This window comes from Citrobacter sp. JUb117 (assembly GCF_024809055.1).
In the GTDB taxonomy this organism is placed as follows: domain Bacteria; phylum Pseudomonadota; class Gammaproteobacteria; order Enterobacterales; family Enterobacteriaceae; genus Citrobacter; species Citrobacter gillenii.
Genome location: NZ_JANUFB010000001.1, coordinates 728,281 through 745,207 on the forward strand (window position 1 = coordinate 728,281; position 16,927 = coordinate 745,207).

The following is a 16,927-nucleotide window of genomic DNA, read 5'->3' on the forward strand; positions in this document are numbered from 1 at the left end:
CTCGTTTAGATATACGTCTGATAAGCAATGTTCGTATTATCCGCAAACGTTTCTCATAAGCAAATTGATTCGCCCCCTGATGGGGGCAAAAAGCGCGTTAAGGTTAGCGCGAGGCGGCCGATAAAGAGGGTGGGGAAAACAGCAGGTCGGCAACGGTTTTTTGTGAAATTTTGCGTACCAGCAGGCCAAACAAAGTACACAGCAGCAAACAGACAAACGGATAAATCAGCAGCAGGGCCAGTTCTGCATGCGCAGACCATTTAGCATGATTGATGACGGGAATCAGCGTTAAGCTGAACAGTTCGACCAAAATTCGGTGGGTTGTGTAGATGGCGATTGTGTTAGAGCCGATCACGCTTAATGGGCTGGCCGCACGCATACCGAAGCGTTGCTCGAACTGATAAAACAGCTTCATGATCAACACAATGGAAACCAATGAAAGCAGCAGCGAAACGTTGGCCAGCCATGCGATGACCGCCAGAATCATCGTCAACGAGAACAGGATCGGGTGGCGGCGCAGCGGAACCTCTTTAATCCCTGCCATCAGCGTGCTGCCAAACCATGCCCCGAGACTGTAATACGCCAGATTACGTATCACGCTATTCATTCCCCACCACGGCGTCGGAAAAAAATTGACCGCCACACTGAGCAATACGAACAGAGCCAGCAGCGGCAGCGCCCAGCGGCTGAAAAGTTTGCACAGAATGAAGTAGACGATCAGCGCATACAGATACCATAAACTGGTGCTGGCGGTCAGCATGCCCCAGGAAAAGTCGCCGACGGAACCGGCATACGCGGCGTTGGCGGCCTGGCTCAGATCGCGCTCTGGTGCCAGCCAGTGATTGAGCATGGTGAGTGCCAGCCATTGCACCATTCCCCACAGCAGCAGTACCCAGGCAATATTCCAGATCCGTTTATCTACGCAGGTCGTCCAGCCCACGCCATCGATGTATCGACGGATCAGATATCCCGAAATAAAGAAAAACACCGGCATGCGAAACGGAGCCAGGTAAAGATTGAGGTAAATCCAGCACTTGGTCAGCAGTTCTGACAGCGGATGCTGAAAACTGGTGAGATGGGGGTAAAAGGTAATCACAGAATGGTAAATGACCACCAGGCAAATACATAACCCTTTGATTTGGTTAATCCATAGCTCTTTTTTTATCATTACGTCGACGTATCCGTAGTGTTAAACATGACCTGCTATCCTGCGGATGGCAGGCGTCGCTGTAATGCGTAACCGTCTGCATTTTTGTTTTTTCAGATAAAGATCAGGTATTAGGCCTGATGAGCAGGTGGTTCACTTTAGCGAATTGATTTGTTTATGCTTTTCAGAATAATGCTGACGAACACTTACGGTTCAGTCATTTACCCATTCCGCTTTCGCTTATATACTCGTGACTTTGCTAACAGCAACCAGACGGATTTCATGTATCAACCTGTCGCTCTATTCATCGGCCTGCGTTATATGCGTGGGCGTGCAGCAGATCGCTTCGGTCGTTTTGTTTCCTGGCTTTCCACCATTGGCATTACTCTTGGGGTAATGGCGCTGGTCACGGTATTGTCGGTGATGAACGGTTTCGAGCGTGAGCTGCAAAATAATATTCTTGGCCTGATGCCTCAGGCCATTCTCTCGTCAGAGCAGGGTTCTCTGAACCCGCAACAGCTGCCGGAAAACGCGGTGAAGCTGAGCGGTGTCAATCGTATTGCCCCGCTGACAACCGGTGATGTGGTTCTGCAAAGCGCGCGCAGCGTAGCGGTTGGCGTGATGCTGGGCATCGACCCGACGCAAAAAGATCCGCTTACGCCGTATTTGGTCAATGTGAAGCAAACCGATCTCGAGCCGGGTAAGTATAATGTCATCCTTGGCGAGCAGCTTGCCGGTCAGTTGGGCGTGAGTCGTGGCGATCAAATCCGCGTTATGGTGCCGTCAGCCAGCCAGTTCACGCCGATGGGACGTCTGCCAAGCCAGCGTCTGTTTACGGTAATTGGCACCTTTGCCGCCAACAGTGAAGTCGATGGCTATCAGATGTTGACCAATATTCAGGATGCGTCACGCCTGATGCGCTACCCGGCGGGCAATATTACCGGCTGGCGTTTGTGGCTGAATGAACCGCTGAAGGTCGACACGTTGAGCCAGCAAACGCTGCCGCAAGGCACCAAATGGCAGGACTGGCGTGAGCGCAAAGGGGAATTATTCCAGGCTGTGCGGATGGAAAAAAACATGATGGGGCTGCTGTTGAGCCTGATCGTGGCGGTCGCGGCGTTTAACATTATTACCTCGTTGGGCCTGATGGTCATGGAGAAGCAAGGCGAAGTGGCGATTTTACAAACCCAGGGACTTACGCCGCGGCAAATCATGATGGTGTTTATGGTGCAGGGGGCCAGCGCCGGGATTATTGGCGCGCTACTGGGTGCCGCGTTGGGGGCATTACTTGCCAGCCAACTGAACAACCTGATGCCGATCATTGGGGCATTACTGGATGGCGCTGCGCTGCCGGTTGCCATTGAGCCGTTACAGGTTGTCGTCATTGCGCTGGTGGCCATGGCCATTGCGCTGCTGTCTACGCTTTATCCTTCCTGGCGCGCCGCCGCCACTCAACCCGCTGAGGCTTTACGTTATGAATAAGATCCTGTTGCAATGCGACAACCTGTGCAAACGCTATCAGGAAGGCACCGTGCAAACTGATGTGCTGCACGATGTCAGCTTTAGCGTTGGCGAGGGTGAAACGGTGGCGATTGTCGGCAGCTCTGGATCCGGTAAGAGTACGTTGCTGCATCTGCTGGGCGGACTGGATACGCCAACGTCGGGCGACGTTATTTTTAGCGGACAGCCGATGAGTAAACTCTCTTCGACGGCAAAAGCGGAACTGCGTAATCAAAAGCTCGGCTTTATTTACCAGTTTCACCATCTGCTGCCGGACTTTACCGCGCTGGAAAACGTGGCGATGCCGCTACTTATAGGCAAGAAAAAACCGGCTGAAATTACCGAGCGTGCACGAAATATGCTGAAAGCGGTAGGGTTGGATCATCGTGCCAGCCATCGCCCGTCTGAGCTGTCGGGCGGTGAGCGCCAGCGCGTGGCGATTGCCCGTGCGCTGGTCAATAACCCACGTCTGGTGCTGGCGGATGAACCCACCGGTAACCTTGATGCGCGCAACGCTGACAGTATTTTCGAGCTTCTGGGTGAGCTGAATCGCTCTCAGGGGACGGCATTTTTGGTGGTGACCCACGATCTGCAGTTGGCGAAGCGCATGAGCCGCCAGCTTGAAATGCGCGATGGTCGCCTGACGGCCGAACTGAGCCTGATGGGAGCTGAGTAATGGCAGCGCCTTTATCGTTATTGATTGGCTTACGCTTTAGCCGTGGTCGGCGGCGTGGGGGCATGGTCTCGCTGATCTCTGTGATTTCTACCATCGGTATCGCGTTGGGTGTGGCGGTCTTGATTGTCGGTTTGAGCGCGATGAACGGATTTGAGCGCGAGTTGAACAACCGCATTCTGGCCGTTGTCCCGCACGGCGAGATTGAAGCGGTTAACCAGCCCTGGAACAACTGGCAGGAAGCGCTGGATAAAGTACAGAAAGTGCCGGGCATTGCCGCTGCGGCGCCCTATATCAACTTTACCGGGCTGGTGGAAAGTGGCGCAAATTTACGCGCGGTGCAGGTGAAAGGTGTCGATCCCAAACAGGAACAACGTTTGAGTGCGCTGCCTACGTTTGTACAGAACCATGCCTGGGATAATTTCAAAGCCGGTGAGCAGCAGATAATCATAGGGAAAGGGATTGCTGATGCGCTGAAGGTGAAGCAGGGTGACTGGGTGTCAATCATGATCCCTAACGCCAGTGCCGATCACAAGCTGATGCAACCCAAGCGCGTACGGTTACACGTCATCGGTATTTTGCAGTTGAGCGGTCAGCTTGACCACAGCTTTGCAATGATCCCAATGGAAGATGCGCAGCAGTATCTGGATATGGGGTCCAGCGTGTCGGGTATTGCGCTGAAGGTTAACGACGTCTTCAATGCAAATAAGCTGGTCAGAGATGCCGGTGAAGTGACCAATAATTACGTTTACATTAAAAGCTGGATTGGTACTTACGGCTATATGTATCGTGATATTCAGATGATCCGCGCCATTATGTACCTGGCGATGGTGCTGGTGATTGGTGTCGCCTGTTTTAATATTGTTTCGACGTTAGTGATGGCGGTAAAAGACAAGAGCGGCGATATTGCGGTATTAAGAACATTGGGCGCGAAAGACGGGCTGATCCGTGCCATTTTTGTCTGGTATGGCTTGCTGGCAGGACTGTTTGGTAGCCTGATTGGCGTCGTGATTGGCATCGTCGTTTCGCTGCAACTGACGCCGATTATTAACGGTATTGAGGCGGTTATTGGCCATCAGTTCCTGTCCGGTGATATCTATTTTATTGACTTCTTGCCATCGGAATTACACTGGCTGGACGTTATTTACGTGCTGGTTACAGCATTATTGCTGAGTCTGTTGGCGAGTTGGTATCCGGCGCGTCGCGCCAGTAATATTGATCCTGCGAGAGTGCTAAGCGGCCAGTAACAATAAAAAGGAGCGGTGATGTACTACGGGTTTGATATTGGCGGGACAAAAATTGCGTTAGGCGTCTTCGATAATCAACGTCGTTTGCAATGGGAAAAACGTGTTCCTACGCCGCGCGATAGCTATGATGCTTTCCTCGATGCGGTGTGCGACCTGGTGACGGAGGCCGACCAGCGATTTGGCGTTAAAGGTTCAGTGGGAATTGGTATTCCCGGTATGCCAGAAACCGAAGACGGTACGTTGTATGCCGCTAACGTTCCTGCTGCCAGTGGAAAACCGCTGCGTACCGACCTCAGCGCGCGGCTGGACCGCGATGTGCGTCTGGACAACGATGCTAACTGTTTTGCCCTCTCCGAAGCCTGGGATGATGAATTCACCCAGTACCCGTTAGTGATGGGGTTAATCCTCGGCACGGGGGTTGGCGGCGGCCTGGTGCTGAACGGCAAATCCATCACCGGACGCAGCTATATTACCGGTGAGTTTGGTCACATACGCCTGCCGGTAGATGCGTTAACGCTAATGGGATTTGACTTCCCGCTGCGTCGCTGTGGATGCGGTCAGTTAGGCTGCATCGAGAGCTACCTTTCCGGTGGCGGATTTGCCTGGCTGTATCAGCATTACACCCATCAACCGCTGGACGCCCGTGAAATTATCGCGCTCTGGGAGCAGGGTGATGAACAGGCGCTTGCCCACGTCGAACGCTATCTCGATTTGCTGGCGGTGTGTCTGGGGAATATTCTGACTATCGTTGATCCGGATTTAGTGGTCATTGGCGGTGGTTTGTCGAATTTTACCGCGATAACGGCGCAACTGGCAGACCGTTTGCCACGCCATTTATTGCCGGTTGCCCGCGTGCCGCGTATTGAACGGGCACGCCATGGTGATGCGGGTGGAATGCGTGGAGCTGCTTTCCTACATCTTACCGATTAATACAAAGAGGTTGTTATGCTGTCGCGTCGGGGTCATCGGTTAAGCCGTTTTCGTAAAAATAAACGCCATATGCGCGATCGCCTGCGTCAACGGATCTTTTTCAGAGACAGAGTGGTGCCTGAATTGATGGAAAAACCAAGAGTATTAGTCCTGACGGGGGCGGGGATCTCCGCCGAATCGGGTATTCGTACCTTCCGCGCTGCGGATGGTCTCTGGGAAGAACATCGGGTGGAAGACGTGGCGACTCCGGAAGGATTTTCGCGTAACCCCGGACTTGTGCAGTCGTTTTATAACGCACGTCGTCTTCAGCTACAACAGCCTGAAATCCAACCCAACGCGGCGCACATTGCGCTGGCAAAACTTGAAGCAGAGCTGGGCGACCGCTTTTTGCTGGTGACGCAGAATATCGATAACCTGCATGAGCGCGCCGGTAACCAGAACGTCATCCATATGCACGGTGAACTGCTCAAAGTGCGCTGTTCGCAAAGCGGACAGATCCTGGACTGGACAGGAGATGTGACCCCGGAAGATAAGTGCCATTGCTGCCAGTTTCCGGCACCGTTGCGCCCGCACGTTGTGTGGTTTGGCGAAATGCCCTTGGGGATGGATGAAATCTATATGGCGCTGGCGATGGCGGATGTGTTCATCGCGATCGGTACGTCCGGGCATGTTTATCCGGCGGCCGGATTTGTACACGAAGCGCGCCTGCACGGGGCGCATACGGTGGAACTTAACCTTGAGCCGAGCCAGGTAGGCAGCGAGTTCGAAGAAAAGTATTACGGTCCGGCAAGCCAGGTGGTGCCTGAGTTTGTTGAGAAGTTATTGAAAGGGCTGTGATTTTTTTTGCCGGATGGCGTAGGCCCGATAAGCGAAGCGCCATCGGGCAATGATTCGCCGGATGGCGACGCTGGCGCGTCTTATCCGGCCTACGGGACGGCAATTAGCGTCCTGCTTTCAGCTTCTGATAGTACTCTTCATAAATTGTGCTAGCTGAGCCGACGTCGTTCTGCCATTCGCCTTTGTTGATGGTATCAGCATCAGGATAGAGCGTTTTATCATTGGCCACTTCCGGGCTGAGCAGTTTACGTGCCGCCAGGTTTGGCGTTGGGTAACCGATGGTTTCGGCCACTTCTTTTGCGACATCCGGGCGCAGCAGGAAGTTAATCAGCTTCAGCGCACCTTCTTTGTTTTTGGCGTTCGCCGGAATAGACAGACTGTCCATCCAGAAAATGCCGCCTTCTTTCGGCCACACGACTTCCAGCGGCGTGCCTGCCTGACGCGCGACGAATGCTGAGCCGTTCCACACCATACCGAGGTTGACTTCACCTTCCATATACGGGTTTGCCGGGTTGTCTGAGTTAAACGCCGCGACGTTAGGCATCAGTGTCTTCAGCTCGTTATACGCGGCTTCAATCTCTTTCGGGTCGGTGGTGTTACCGGAGTAGCCCAGCTTGCGCAGCGCTACCTGGAACACTTCACGCGCATCATCGGTTAACAGCAGGCTGCCTTTGTATTCCGGTTTCCACAGATCGGCCCAGCTGGTCACGGTTTTCGGATCAATGACATCGCTGTTGACGCCAATAGCCGTTGCTCCCCAGATATACGGAATGGAGTAGTCGTTATTTGGGTCAAACGGCTTGTTAAGCATGTCCGGATCGAGATTGTTGAAGTTGGTGAGCTTGGTCTTATCAATCTTCTGGATCATGCCTTCTTTGCGCATTTTATCCACGTAGTAGGTGGAGGGAACCACCAGATCGTAGGCGCCGTCTTTATACGTTTTGAGTTTGGCATACATGGTTTCGTTCGACTCGTAGGTCGAATAGATAACCTTAATACCGGTCTCTTTCGTGAACTGCTCCAGCAGTCCTGGCGGAACGTATTCGGTCCAGTTGTAGAAATAGAGCGTGTTGTTGTCGGAGGCTGTGGCGGTGTTCATACCCAGTGCCAGAGCACCCGCGGCGAGCAGGTGGCGTGACCATTGTTTCATCATTTAACGTCCCCTGAATAACATACCCGTCGTCTTTCAAGCCGCATTTTTGTTGGCTACGCTAGTTCACCCCAGTCACATAGTTATCTATGTGACTGGGGACTCACGAGCTTGCCGCCTCAATGCAACTCGAAATCCATAGGGTATGGGCCTGTTAGCGGCCTTTAGTTTTATCACGTGCAATAAGCTGGCTGGCGATAACCATGACCAGCGACAGAACCAACAAAATGGTGGCCAGCGCATTAACTTCTGGTGACACGCCGACTTTAACCATTGAGTAGATTTTTAACGGCAGAATTTCATAACCTGGTCCAGTGACGAACGATGAAACAACTACGTCATCCATCGACAGGGTAAAGCTCAGTAACCAGCCTGCAGCGACCGCTGGCATCGCCAGCGGCAGAATGATTTTGCGCAGAATGGTGACTTCGCTGGCGCCCAGGTCTTTTGCGGCTTCCAGCATACGCACATCGAATCCTTTCAGGCGTGAGTACACTGTCACCACCACAAAAGGCAAACAGAAGGTGATATGCGAGAACAGCAACGACCAGAACCCCAGTTGAATACCGATCAGCATAAACAGCACCAGCAGTGAAATCGCCATCACGATATCCGGCGACATCATCACCACGAACAGCATACCGCTGACAAACGGTTTACCGCGAAAACGGTAGCGGTAAAGCGCAACCGCCGTCAGTGAGCCGATCAGGGTGGCAAAGGTTGCGGATAATACGGCCATCGTCAGTGAATGCTGTGCCGCCTGCAGCAGGCTGTCGTTGTTCATCAGCAGGCCGTACCATTTAGTGGTAAAGCCTTGCCAGTTGATGCCAAAGCGCGAGCTGTTAAAGGAGTTCACAATCAAAATAATGATTGGAATGTACAGATACGCGTAGATGGCGGTCATGAAACCACCGCGAAGCAGTCGACCGATCATTCGAGTTCCACCTTTTTATTCAGCAAGCGGGAGGCGCGCCAGTAAACTAATAACATCAGTCCCATCACGATGGTCAGGGTAATGCTGGTGGCGGCACCAAACGGCCAGTCACGAATGTTCAGGAACTGAACTTTTATCACGTTACCAATCAGCAGGTTTTTCGCGCCGCCCATTAGATCAGACACGTAAAATAACCCCATGGCTGGCAGCATCACTAGCAGGCAACCGGCGATAATTCCCGGCATGGTCAGCGGAATGATGATGCGGGTGAAGGTCTGAAATTTGCTGGCACCCAGATCGCGCGCGGCTTCCAGTAGCGGCTTATCGAGTTTCTCAATGCTGGAATAAAGCGGCATAACCATAAACGGCAGCAGGATGTAAACGAGGCCGATAATGACCGCGCTGGGGGTGAACATAATGCGAATAGGGGTATCAATGACCCCGAGCCACAGCAGAAACTCGTTGAGATAGCCTTTGGTACTGAGGAAAATTTTGAGTCCATAGATGCGAATAAGCGAGTTGGTCCAGAACGGAACAATCAGCAGGAACAGCAGCAGTGGACGCACTTTTTCCGGCAGTTTTACCAAAAACCAGGCAAACGGATAGCCGAGCACCAGGCAGGCGAACGTGGCAATCAGCGCCATATTGAGGGAGTGAATCAACACCTCAAAGTAGAGCGGATCGAGCAGGCGAGCATAGTTTTCCAGCGTAAAGACCATTTTGACGAAATTCGCATCGTCACGGGTCAAAAAGCTGGTGCCAATGATCATCAGGTTGGGCAGGAAGACAAATAACACAAGCCAACCGACAATGGTGACGATCACCACACTCTGGAATTTACTTGTGTTCTTCATCAGCCAGTACGACCTCCCAACTTTCTACCCAGTTAATGGCCATTTTCTGGTCCAGAGAGTGATCGAAGTCAGGATCGTCTTCGTTGAAGAATTCGCTAACCATCACCATCTTGCCATTTTCCAGTTCGACAACCGACTCCAGCGTCATGCCTTTGTAGTTGCGTTCACGCACGTAGCCGATAAGTCCTTCGATGTGGTTGTCATCGTTGATCTCATCTACGCGCAGATCTTCCGGACGCAGCAAAACATGCAGTTTTTGTCCCGGCGTAACGGCGAAATTCACGTAGATGTTGCACTCTCGACCTTCAACGTTAGCACGAACGCGTTGTTCATCCAGACGTTCAATCACCGTCGCGTTGAACATATTGATCTCACCGATAAACCCGGCGACGAACAGATTTTTCGGCTCTTCGTAAATTTCTCGCGGCGTGCCGTCCTGCTCAATTTTGCCGTCACGCATCACCACGATACGGTCTGACATGGTCAGCGCTTCTTCTTGATCGTGAGTGACAAAGACAAAGGTGATACCGAGCTTACGCTGCAGCGCTTTCAGTTCGTTCTGCATCTGCTTGCGCAGTTTGTAGTCCAGCGCGGAGAGCGATTCATCTAACAATAGCAAACGAGGTTTGTTGACCACTGCACGGGCAATTGCCACACGCTGCTGCTGTCCACCGGAGAGTTGATGGGGTTTACGCTGGGCAAACTCTTCCAGTTGCACCATGCGCAAGGCTTCGGTGACGCGAGGTTGAATGTCGGCAGTCGGGGTCTTTTGCATGCGCAAACCGAAGGCCACATTCTCGAACACGGTCATGTGGGGGAATAACGCATAACTTTGGAATACGGTGTTCACATAGCGGTTTTCCGCAGGTACGTGAGTGATATCCTGGTTGTCCAGCATGATATGACCGGAATCAACCGTTTCAAGACCCGCAATCAGGCGAAGAACGGTTGTTTTACCGCAGCCAGAGGGGCCGAGCAGCGTGAGAAATTCGCCATTGTTGATGGTCAAATCCAGGTCGGAAATCACCTCTTTGCCATCGAAACTTTTGCGAATTCCCGCTAATTGCACCAGTGGAGAAAGCGAACGCGGTTGTTTATTCAATTTTTTACTCTGTCCCATGTAAACGCAACGGATGGCTGACCGCTGCGGGGTTTGTGGTTAACCACCTTGATGACTCTTAATGAGGGCGATTATTCTACGGCAAACCATTGTAATCGCCAATCCTTGTTGCGAATTACTGACTTACCCTTATAGTCAGAAGGGGTGTCAGAGACAAATATTCTCACTTGCGGGGATAAAAATGACCTGACGCAATATTTGTCTTTTCTTGCTTATTGATAATGTTGTCACGAAAAGTGAGGGTGACTGCATGGATAAACTACTTGAGCGTTTTTTACACTACGTGTCGCTGGACACTCAGTCCAAATCGGGTGTGCGGCAGGTACCCAGCACTGAGGGGCAGTGGAAGCTATTACAGCTGCTCAAACAACAGCTTGAAGAGATGGGGCTGGTTAACGTTTCATTAAGTGAGAAGGGAACACTGATGGCAACGTTACCCGCAAACGTTGCCGGTGATATTCCCGCGATTGGCTTTATTTCTCATGTCGATACCTCACCGGATTTCACGGGTAAAAACGTCAACCCGCAAATTGTTGAAAACTACCGTGGGGGCGATATTGCGTTAGGCATTGGTGACGAAGTTCTGTCGCCGGTGATGTTCCCGGTGTTACATCAACTTTTGGGACAAACGTTGATCACCACCGACGGTAAAACCCTGCTGGGTGCGGACGACAAAGCCGGAGTGGCGGAGATCATGACCGCGCTGGCTGTGTTGAAGCATAAAAACATTCCCCATGGCGATATTCGTGTGGCCTTTACGCCCGACGAAGAGGTGGGTAAAGGGGCGAAGCACTTTGACGTCGCCGCATTTGATGCGAAGTGGGCTTACACCGTTGATGGGGGGGGCGTGGGTGAACTGGAGTTTGAAAACTTCAACGCGGCGTCGGTCAATATCAAAATCGTTGGTAACAATGTGCACCCTGGTACCGCAAAAGGGGTGATGGTGAATGCGCTGTCGCTGGCTGCTCGTATCCACGCAGAGGTTCCGGCAGATGAAAGCCCGGAAACGACCGAAGGTTACGAAGGTTTTTACCATCTGGCGAGTATGAAAGGCACCGTTGACCGGGCGGACATGCACTACATTATCCGTGATTTTGACCGTAAACAGTTTGAAGCGCGCAAACGTAAAATTATGGAGATCGCCAAAAAGGTTGGCAAAGGGTTACACCCGGACTGCTATATCGAACTGGTGATTGAAGATAGCTATTACAATATGCGCGAGAAAGTGATTGAGCACCCCCACGTGCTGGATATTGCCCAGCAGGCGATGCGTGATTGCGACATTGAGCCTGTGCTGAAACCTATTCGTGGCGGCACTGACGGTGCGCAGCTGTCGTTTATGGGATTACCGTGCCCGAATCTGTTCACCGGCGGCTACAACTATCATGGTAAACATGAGTTTGTGACGCTGGAAGGAATGGAAAAAGCGGTGCAGGTGATCGTGCGTATTGCCGAATTGGCCGCGAAACAAAAATAAAGAGTGTGTAGAGGCCGGATGGTGGCTTGCGCCTTATCCGGCCTACAGATACCTCATTCCGTGGGCCGGATAAGCGAAGCGCCATCCGGCGCAGTCACTACTAATTTACCCTTCGAAGAACCAGTATCCGCTGTTAACCAGCGCGGCCAGCATGGCGAGGAAAGACGGATCTTCCAGCGCATCTTCAAAGTTCTCGGCTGTCAGCACAATATGGCTGGCCAGCGCCTCGAGGGCAGGGCGATGCGGTGAGTTAATTTTTTCACCGTTGACGTAAACCTCGTCGCCGACACGGATAACGCGTAATCCGCCCAGACGTACCAGCACATCCCCTTGTTTCAGCGCGTCGTAGATTTCGTCGGGCTGATAAGGTGGCTCCGGCGGGGCGACATCCAGCTCATGACGCGACTGGGAAATAAACTCACCAAACCACTGTTTGAAATGTTCAGGTTGATTAATCAGCCCCAGCATCATTTCACGCAGTTTATCCATTTCTTGTGGCAGAACATCCGCCGGATGGTCGCGCGGCGGCAGGTCCGGGTCGCTGTAATAGGTGCTGCCCAGCTCACGTTGCAGAACGTAATCGGCGAATCCGCTGATTAACTCCCGGGCGTTCGGGGCGCGGAAACCGACAGAATAGTTCATCGCGTTTTCCAGCGCGTAGCCTTCGTGCGGGAATCCTGGCGGGATATACAGAATATCACCCGGCTCCAGCTCCTCATCAATGATGGCCTCGAACGGATCAACCTGCAGCAGGTCCGGGTGTGGGCAGTGTTGTTTTAGCTGGAGTTTTTCGCCTACGCGCCAGCGACGACGACCGGTGCCTTGAATGATAAACACATCGTACTGATCCAGGTGCGGACCAACGCCGCCGCCGGGCACGGAAAAGGAGATCATCAGGTCATCAATACGCCAGTCCGGTAATTCGCGAAACGGACGCATCAGCGCGGCGGTCGGTTCGTGCCAGTGGTTGACGGCCTGGACCAGCAGCGACCAGTTGTTCTCGCCGAGATGGTCATAGCTTTCGAATGGACCGTGGCTCACCTGCCATTTACCGTCCTGATGGCTGACCAGTCGGCTGTCGACTTCACTTTCCATCGCCAGTCCGGCCAGTTCATCAGGGGAAAGCGGATCGATAAAGTTTGTAAAACCACGCTTTAAGACCACCGGGCGCTTTTGCCAGTGGCGTTCGAGAAAGTCGGGCCAGTTGAGGTTTAATTGGTATTCCATAATGCGCATCCGCAGACTGTTGGTTGCTCCGATTATAACGGATGCTTAACCGGATAAGTGATCCCGGTACATAAATATTACAAACAACTTACTCGTCTTTATGCCCCGGATGCTGACGGCCAAAAATGACCTCCATGCGCGCGCCGCCTAACAGGCTGTCGCCTGCGATAATTTGCCCGTCATACTGCTCGGTAATTTCGCGAGCTACCGCCAGCCCCACGCCTTGCCCGGGGCGTAAGGTATCCACACGCTGGCCGCGATCAAAAACCACTTCGCGCTTGGCTTGTGGAATGCCTGGACCGTCATCTTCCACCAGAATATGTAGGCGATCGTCGGACAGGTGAGCGGAGATCTCGACGAACTCCAGACAGTATTTACAGGCGTTATCCAGCACGTTACCCATGACCTCGACAAAATCATTTTGCTCGCCGACGAAACTGATTTCGGGTGAGATATCGAGACTAATAGTGACGCCTTTACGCTGATACACCTTATTGAGGGCGGAGGTTAGCTTATCCAGCAAAGGGGCAACCGGGTGCAGTTCGCGGCTGAGCAGGGCGTTACCACCGCGCATGCTGGCGCGATGCAGGTAGTAGCCAATTTGCTGGGAAATGCGGCTAATTTGTTCCAGCATCACGGGTTCGGCATCGGTTACGCTCATCTTTTCATTGCGCATCGAGCGTAGCGTGCTTTGCAATACCGCCAGCGGTGTTTTCAGGCTATGGGTGAGATCGGTTAAGGTCGTGCGGTATTTATCGTAACGCTCACGCTCACTTTTCAGCAGTCGGTTGAGGTTACGTACCAGGCTAGTTAGTTCCCGCGTGGTGGCGGGATTGAGCATCTCACGGTGATGCTCCTCAAGTTCTCGGACCTCACGCGCCAGTGACTCGATAGGCCGTAAACTCCACCAGGCGGCGACCCATAGCAGCGGGATCACGAGCAGCAAGTTGGCGACCAATACATAGATAAACCAGCTCCAGACCATATACGAGCGCTTGAGCTCAATGGGGATAGTGTCGACAACGACAATGGTAAGCTGAGGCATGCGGGCGGTCTCAGGGTAGACGTTTACCGCCACCGAATGGGTCATTTCGGCATCGTTATCATCTTCTCTGACTTCTTTAAGCTGCTGTTGCGCGGAGTGATCTTCGCGCAGTAACGTGCTGGTGGCATCGACATCGGCTTCTATTTCATGAAAACCATTCGTTTTTAACCAGTCCGGCTGAATACTGTGCGTCAGCCAGGGGACATCGCGTTGTGCCCACAGCAATTTGCCATTTTCATCGTAGATCAGCGACATGGTGGGGCTTTGCATATCGAGATGTTCAGGCAGTTCGACCTGGAGCTTGCCGTCTTCCCATTTCGCGAGGGTGTAAAACAAGTTACTTTCACCGCGCAGAAGACGAAATGTGGTCTTATCAAAGCTTACGCTGTAACCCACCAGCGCGACCATGCCATAGGCCAGTGAAAGCACAAGGACAACGCCAGCGGTCGCCAGCAAAAAGCGTACACGCAGCGATAACGGGAAAAAATGACGCAATAATTTGTTCATTAGCGCAGTTCGAAGAGGTAGCCCTGCCCACGTACAGTGGTGATCACGTCATCCGGATATTGCGCCTGAATTTTTTTGCGCAGACGTCCCATCAGTACATCGATGGTGTGGCTTTCACGCAGTTCTGCATCCGGATAAAGTTGTAGCATCAGTGAGTCTTTGCTGACCACTTTGCCGTTATTGCGGATCAGCGTTTCCATGATGGTGTATTCAAACGCGGTGAGTTTGATAACCTCATCATTCACTGATAATTCGCGGCGGGAAAGGTCAACCTGAAAAGGCGGCAGCGAGATAATTTGCGAGGCCAGGCCGCTATTGCGGCGCATCAGTGCCTGCATGCGGGCGACCACCTCTTCAATATGGAAAGGTTTTGTCACGTAGTCATCAGCCCCAGCGCTTAGCACTTCCACTTTATCCTGCCAGCCTTCTCGGGCGGTCAACACCAGAATGGGGAGCGAAACGTCATTGCTGCGCCAGCGGCGGATCAGTGACAAGCCATCTTCATCGGGCAGACCTAAGTCGACGATCGCAATATCTGGCAGATGTTCGTTAAGGTAATAATCTGCTTCCTTTGCATCCTCAGCATCATCAACCTGGTGGCCTGCATCCTGTAACTGAACCTTCAGGTGGTGACGTAATAAGGCATTATCCTCAACAACCAGTACGCGCATCTTCGTTTCTCCCTAAATTGACGGTATGAATAGTTTAACGCTGATTATGTGGATTGAAAGCAGCGCTATGAAATTAAATAACTTTTCTCATGCTCCCCTGCCCGTGGGGGCGCCCTGGGGGCAGTGCTGTTGGCATCTGATTGTTCAGCATGTTGACCTGATCCTGGTTCATGTCGCCAATCCACTTGGAGTAAACCTCGTACACCATGCGCGCATCTTCATGTCCCATCTGACTCGCTATGAATGACGGGTTCGCTCCGGCCATCAACGTCCAGCATGCGTAGGTATGCCGTGACTGATAAGGATTCCTTTCGCGGATATTTGCAAGTTTAGTGCCTCGCTTCCAGCCATAGGCAATCGAGTTCTTGGAGAAGTAACTGCCTTTTTTTGACGAATATGCTGTTGGTGAAAAAACGAAGCGAAGAGATTGCTGCTCAGTTTTTCCGATCTCCCGATGGTGAAATCGAATTTCTTGCTTCGGATTAGCGCCGGTGACTTCGTATTGTTCCTTCAGTGCATCCAGAGCAGGTTTAAGCAACGTTATCGTCCTTATTCCGGCATCTGTCTTAGGGGGAACAAATACTCGCTTATTCGTCAAACTTCTGGATACGTGGATTTCACCTTTTACCAAATCAATGTCTTCCCATGCCAGGGCGCATATCTCGCCCGGCCTCATCCCCGTATGAACGGCAACAATGATGATTAATGCCTGGCTACGGGGAAGGGCGGCTATCAGTGCCTGGTACTCATGAAGTAAAAGTGGGTCGGGATCATTTTTAGATAACTTGAGTCGCGACACTCCTTCATAAGGAGCATGCAATATAAACTGGCTTCGGTTTGCGAGCTTAAGCATTTCTGATAAAACTGCCATCTGTTTATTGACTGTTGAGGGCGCGCGGCCCTGCCTGGCCAGATTCGGCATTGCCGGGTTAATAATTGTCCCGGTTAATAACTCCTTTCGGTAATGCAAAATGTCGGCATGCTCAATATCTACCAGACGGGTATTTTCTCCGATTACACGCAGTAACGTATTTACGACCGAAGTAAGCGATAGCAGTGTTGCACCAGATACCTCTAAGGCTTTGGTGTCTGTAAAAAAATCACTCAGTTCTTTAAACGTGGTGATTTTTTTGGTTGTGATGAACTTCTTAAGCGCTTTGGATTCCGGGAAACGTTCTGCATAGTCGAACTTACCGAGCTGTATTTCACTTGTTATGAGCGCACGAAGATTTCCAGCTTTTTTGATGTTGCTGCTGTTCACCGTCCAGCCGCGAAGGACTTCGCGGCAACGTTTGCCGCGATAGGTAAATGTGATCCGTATTTTTCCATTATGCAGCTCAACGCCGGTTGGAAAGTCCATCATGCATCCTGTACTAATTGGTTAATCTTTGGATAGTTGTACCAAAGCAGACCTTTAGAATTGTCAGTTTCCCCGAGAGCTGTCAGATGTTTGAAATGCACGCCTTCGATCCACAAATTCAACCGATAACTTTTAATTTGTCTTTCCGACAATCCGGTCTTTTCTGTTAGTCGCGCTTCAACCATCCACTCTTCGCTGAAAATGAGTTGCGACATACATAACTCCGATGCCGCCAGCCACAACAGTAC

At 52.0% G+C, this 16,927-nt stretch carries 16 protein-coding genes; 6 read left to right on the forward strand and 10 right to left on the reverse strand.

Translation table 11 applies throughout. The annotated features are described in order from the left end of the window. Positions 1–103 precede the first annotated feature (103 nt). Positions 104–1,168 (reverse strand): acyltransferase family protein, encoded by a 1,065-nt coding sequence (locus M2374_RS03530; RefSeq protein ID WP_181688244.1) that lies wholly within the window; start codon positions 1,166–1,168, stop codon positions 104–106. A gap of 261 nt (positions 1,169–1,429) precedes the next feature. On the opposite strand from M2374_RS03530, the gene lolC reads away from it, so the two are divergent. From lolC to cobB, 5 genes are read left to right on the forward strand one after another with little or no spacing between them, the layout of a single operon-like run. Beyond that, the gene (lolC, locus tag M2374_RS03535) at positions 1,430–2,629 is read left to right on the forward strand and encodes a lipoprotein-releasing ABC transporter permease subunit LolC (RefSeq protein WP_153879773.1); all 1,200 of its coding nucleotides are present in this window, start codon (positions 1,430–1,432) and stop codon (positions 2,627–2,629) included. Next, on the forward strand, positions 2,622–3,323 hold the full coding sequence (gene lolD, locus M2374_RS03540) for a lipoprotein-releasing ABC transporter ATP-binding protein LolD (protein WP_115258741.1): 702 nt from the start codon (positions 2,622–2,624) through the stop codon (positions 3,321–3,323). The genes lolC and lolD overlap by 8 nt, the downstream gene beginning before the upstream one ends. Further along, positions 3,323–4,567, forward strand: coding sequence for a lipoprotein-releasing ABC transporter permease subunit LolE (gene lolE, locus M2374_RS03545; RefSeq protein WP_181688243.1), 1,245 nt, complete (start codon positions 3,323–3,325; stop codon positions 4,565–4,567). The genes lolD and lolE overlap by 1 nt, the downstream gene beginning before the upstream one ends. Before the next feature lie 18 nt (positions 4,568–4,585). Next, positions 4,586–5,497, forward strand: coding sequence for an N-acetylglucosamine kinase (gene nagK / locus M2374_RS03550; protein WP_096757410.1), 912 nt, complete (start codon positions 4,586–4,588; stop codon positions 5,495–5,497). A gap of 15 nt (positions 5,498–5,512) precedes the next feature. Beyond that, the gene (gene cobB / locus M2374_RS03555; protein ID WP_181219562.1) at positions 5,513–6,334 is read left to right on the forward strand and encodes a Sir2 family NAD+-dependent deacetylase; all 822 of its coding nucleotides are present in this window, start codon (positions 5,513–5,515) and stop codon (positions 6,332–6,334) included. A gap of 103 nt (positions 6,335–6,437) precedes the next feature. Here the strand turns inward: cobB and potD are convergent, their stop codons facing one another. The 4 genes from potD to potA form a co-directional block, all read right to left on the reverse strand. Continuing rightward, on the reverse strand, positions 6,438–7,484 hold the full coding sequence (gene potD, locus M2374_RS03560) for a spermidine/putrescine ABC transporter substrate-binding protein PotD (protein ID WP_181689134.1): 1,047 nt from the start codon (positions 7,482–7,484) through the stop codon (positions 6,438–6,440). A gap of 154 nt (positions 7,485–7,638) precedes the next feature. Beyond that, complete coding sequence (potC, locus tag M2374_RS03565) at positions 7,639–8,418, reverse strand: spermidine/putrescine ABC transporter permease PotC (protein WP_003030794.1); 780 nt, start codon at positions 8,416–8,418, stop codon at positions 7,639–7,641. Next, positions 8,415–9,272, reverse strand: coding sequence for a spermidine/putrescine ABC transporter permease PotB (gene potB, locus M2374_RS03570; protein WP_096757407.1), 858 nt, complete (start codon positions 9,270–9,272; stop codon positions 8,415–8,417). The genes potC and potB overlap by 4 nt, the downstream gene beginning before the upstream one ends. Next, positions 9,256–10,392: a spermidine/putrescine ABC transporter ATP-binding protein PotA gene (gene potA / locus M2374_RS03575; RefSeq protein WP_096757406.1), complete on the reverse strand. Its 1,137-nt coding sequence runs from the start codon at positions 10,390–10,392 to the stop codon at positions 9,256–9,258. The genes potB and potA overlap by 17 nt, the downstream gene beginning before the upstream one ends. A gap of 250 nt (positions 10,393–10,642) precedes the next feature. Here potA and pepT point away from each other — a divergent pair, with 250 nt between their 5' ends. Further along, on the forward strand, positions 10,643–11,869 hold the full coding sequence (gene pepT, locus M2374_RS03580; RefSeq protein ID WP_137363083.1) for a peptidase T: 1,227 nt from the start codon (positions 10,643–10,645) through the stop codon (positions 11,867–11,869). Positions 11,870–11,974: 105 nt separating this feature from the next. Here pepT and roxA read toward each other — a convergent pair whose 3' ends face one another. The 5 genes from roxA to xisR form a co-directional block, all read right to left on the reverse strand. Continuing rightward, positions 11,975–13,096, reverse strand: a complete 1,122-nt coding sequence (gene roxA / locus M2374_RS03585; protein WP_096757404.1) for a [50S ribosomal protein L16]-arginine 3-hydroxylase — start codon at positions 13,094–13,096, stop codon at positions 11,975–11,977. 88 nt (positions 13,097–13,184) lie between these two features. Then, positions 13,185–14,648 carry a two-component system sensor histidine kinase PhoQ gene (gene phoQ, locus M2374_RS03590; RefSeq protein ID WP_135912189.1) on the reverse strand — a complete coding sequence of 488 codons (1,464 nt, stop codon included), beginning with the start codon at positions 14,646–14,648 and terminating at the stop codon, positions 13,185–13,187. Next, the gene (phoP, locus tag M2374_RS03595) at positions 14,648–15,319 is read right to left on the reverse strand and encodes a two-component system response regulator PhoP (RefSeq protein WP_096757402.1); all 672 of its coding nucleotides are present in this window, start codon (positions 15,317–15,319) and stop codon (positions 14,648–14,650) included. Before phoP ends, phoQ begins: the two co-directional genes overlap by 1 nt. A 73-nt stretch (positions 15,320–15,392) precedes the next feature. Then, positions 15,393–16,679: a site-specific integrase gene (locus tag M2374_RS03600; RefSeq protein WP_057064235.1), complete on the reverse strand. Its 1,287-nt coding sequence runs from the start codon at positions 16,677–16,679 to the stop codon at positions 15,393–15,395. Then, a complete protein-coding gene (xisR, locus tag M2374_RS03605; RefSeq protein ID WP_032943036.1) occupies positions 16,679–16,894 on the reverse strand; it encodes an excisionase family protein in 216 nt (71 codons plus the stop codon). Before xisR ends, M2374_RS03600 begins: the two co-directional genes overlap by 1 nt. Positions 16,895–16,927 lie beyond the last annotated feature (33 nt).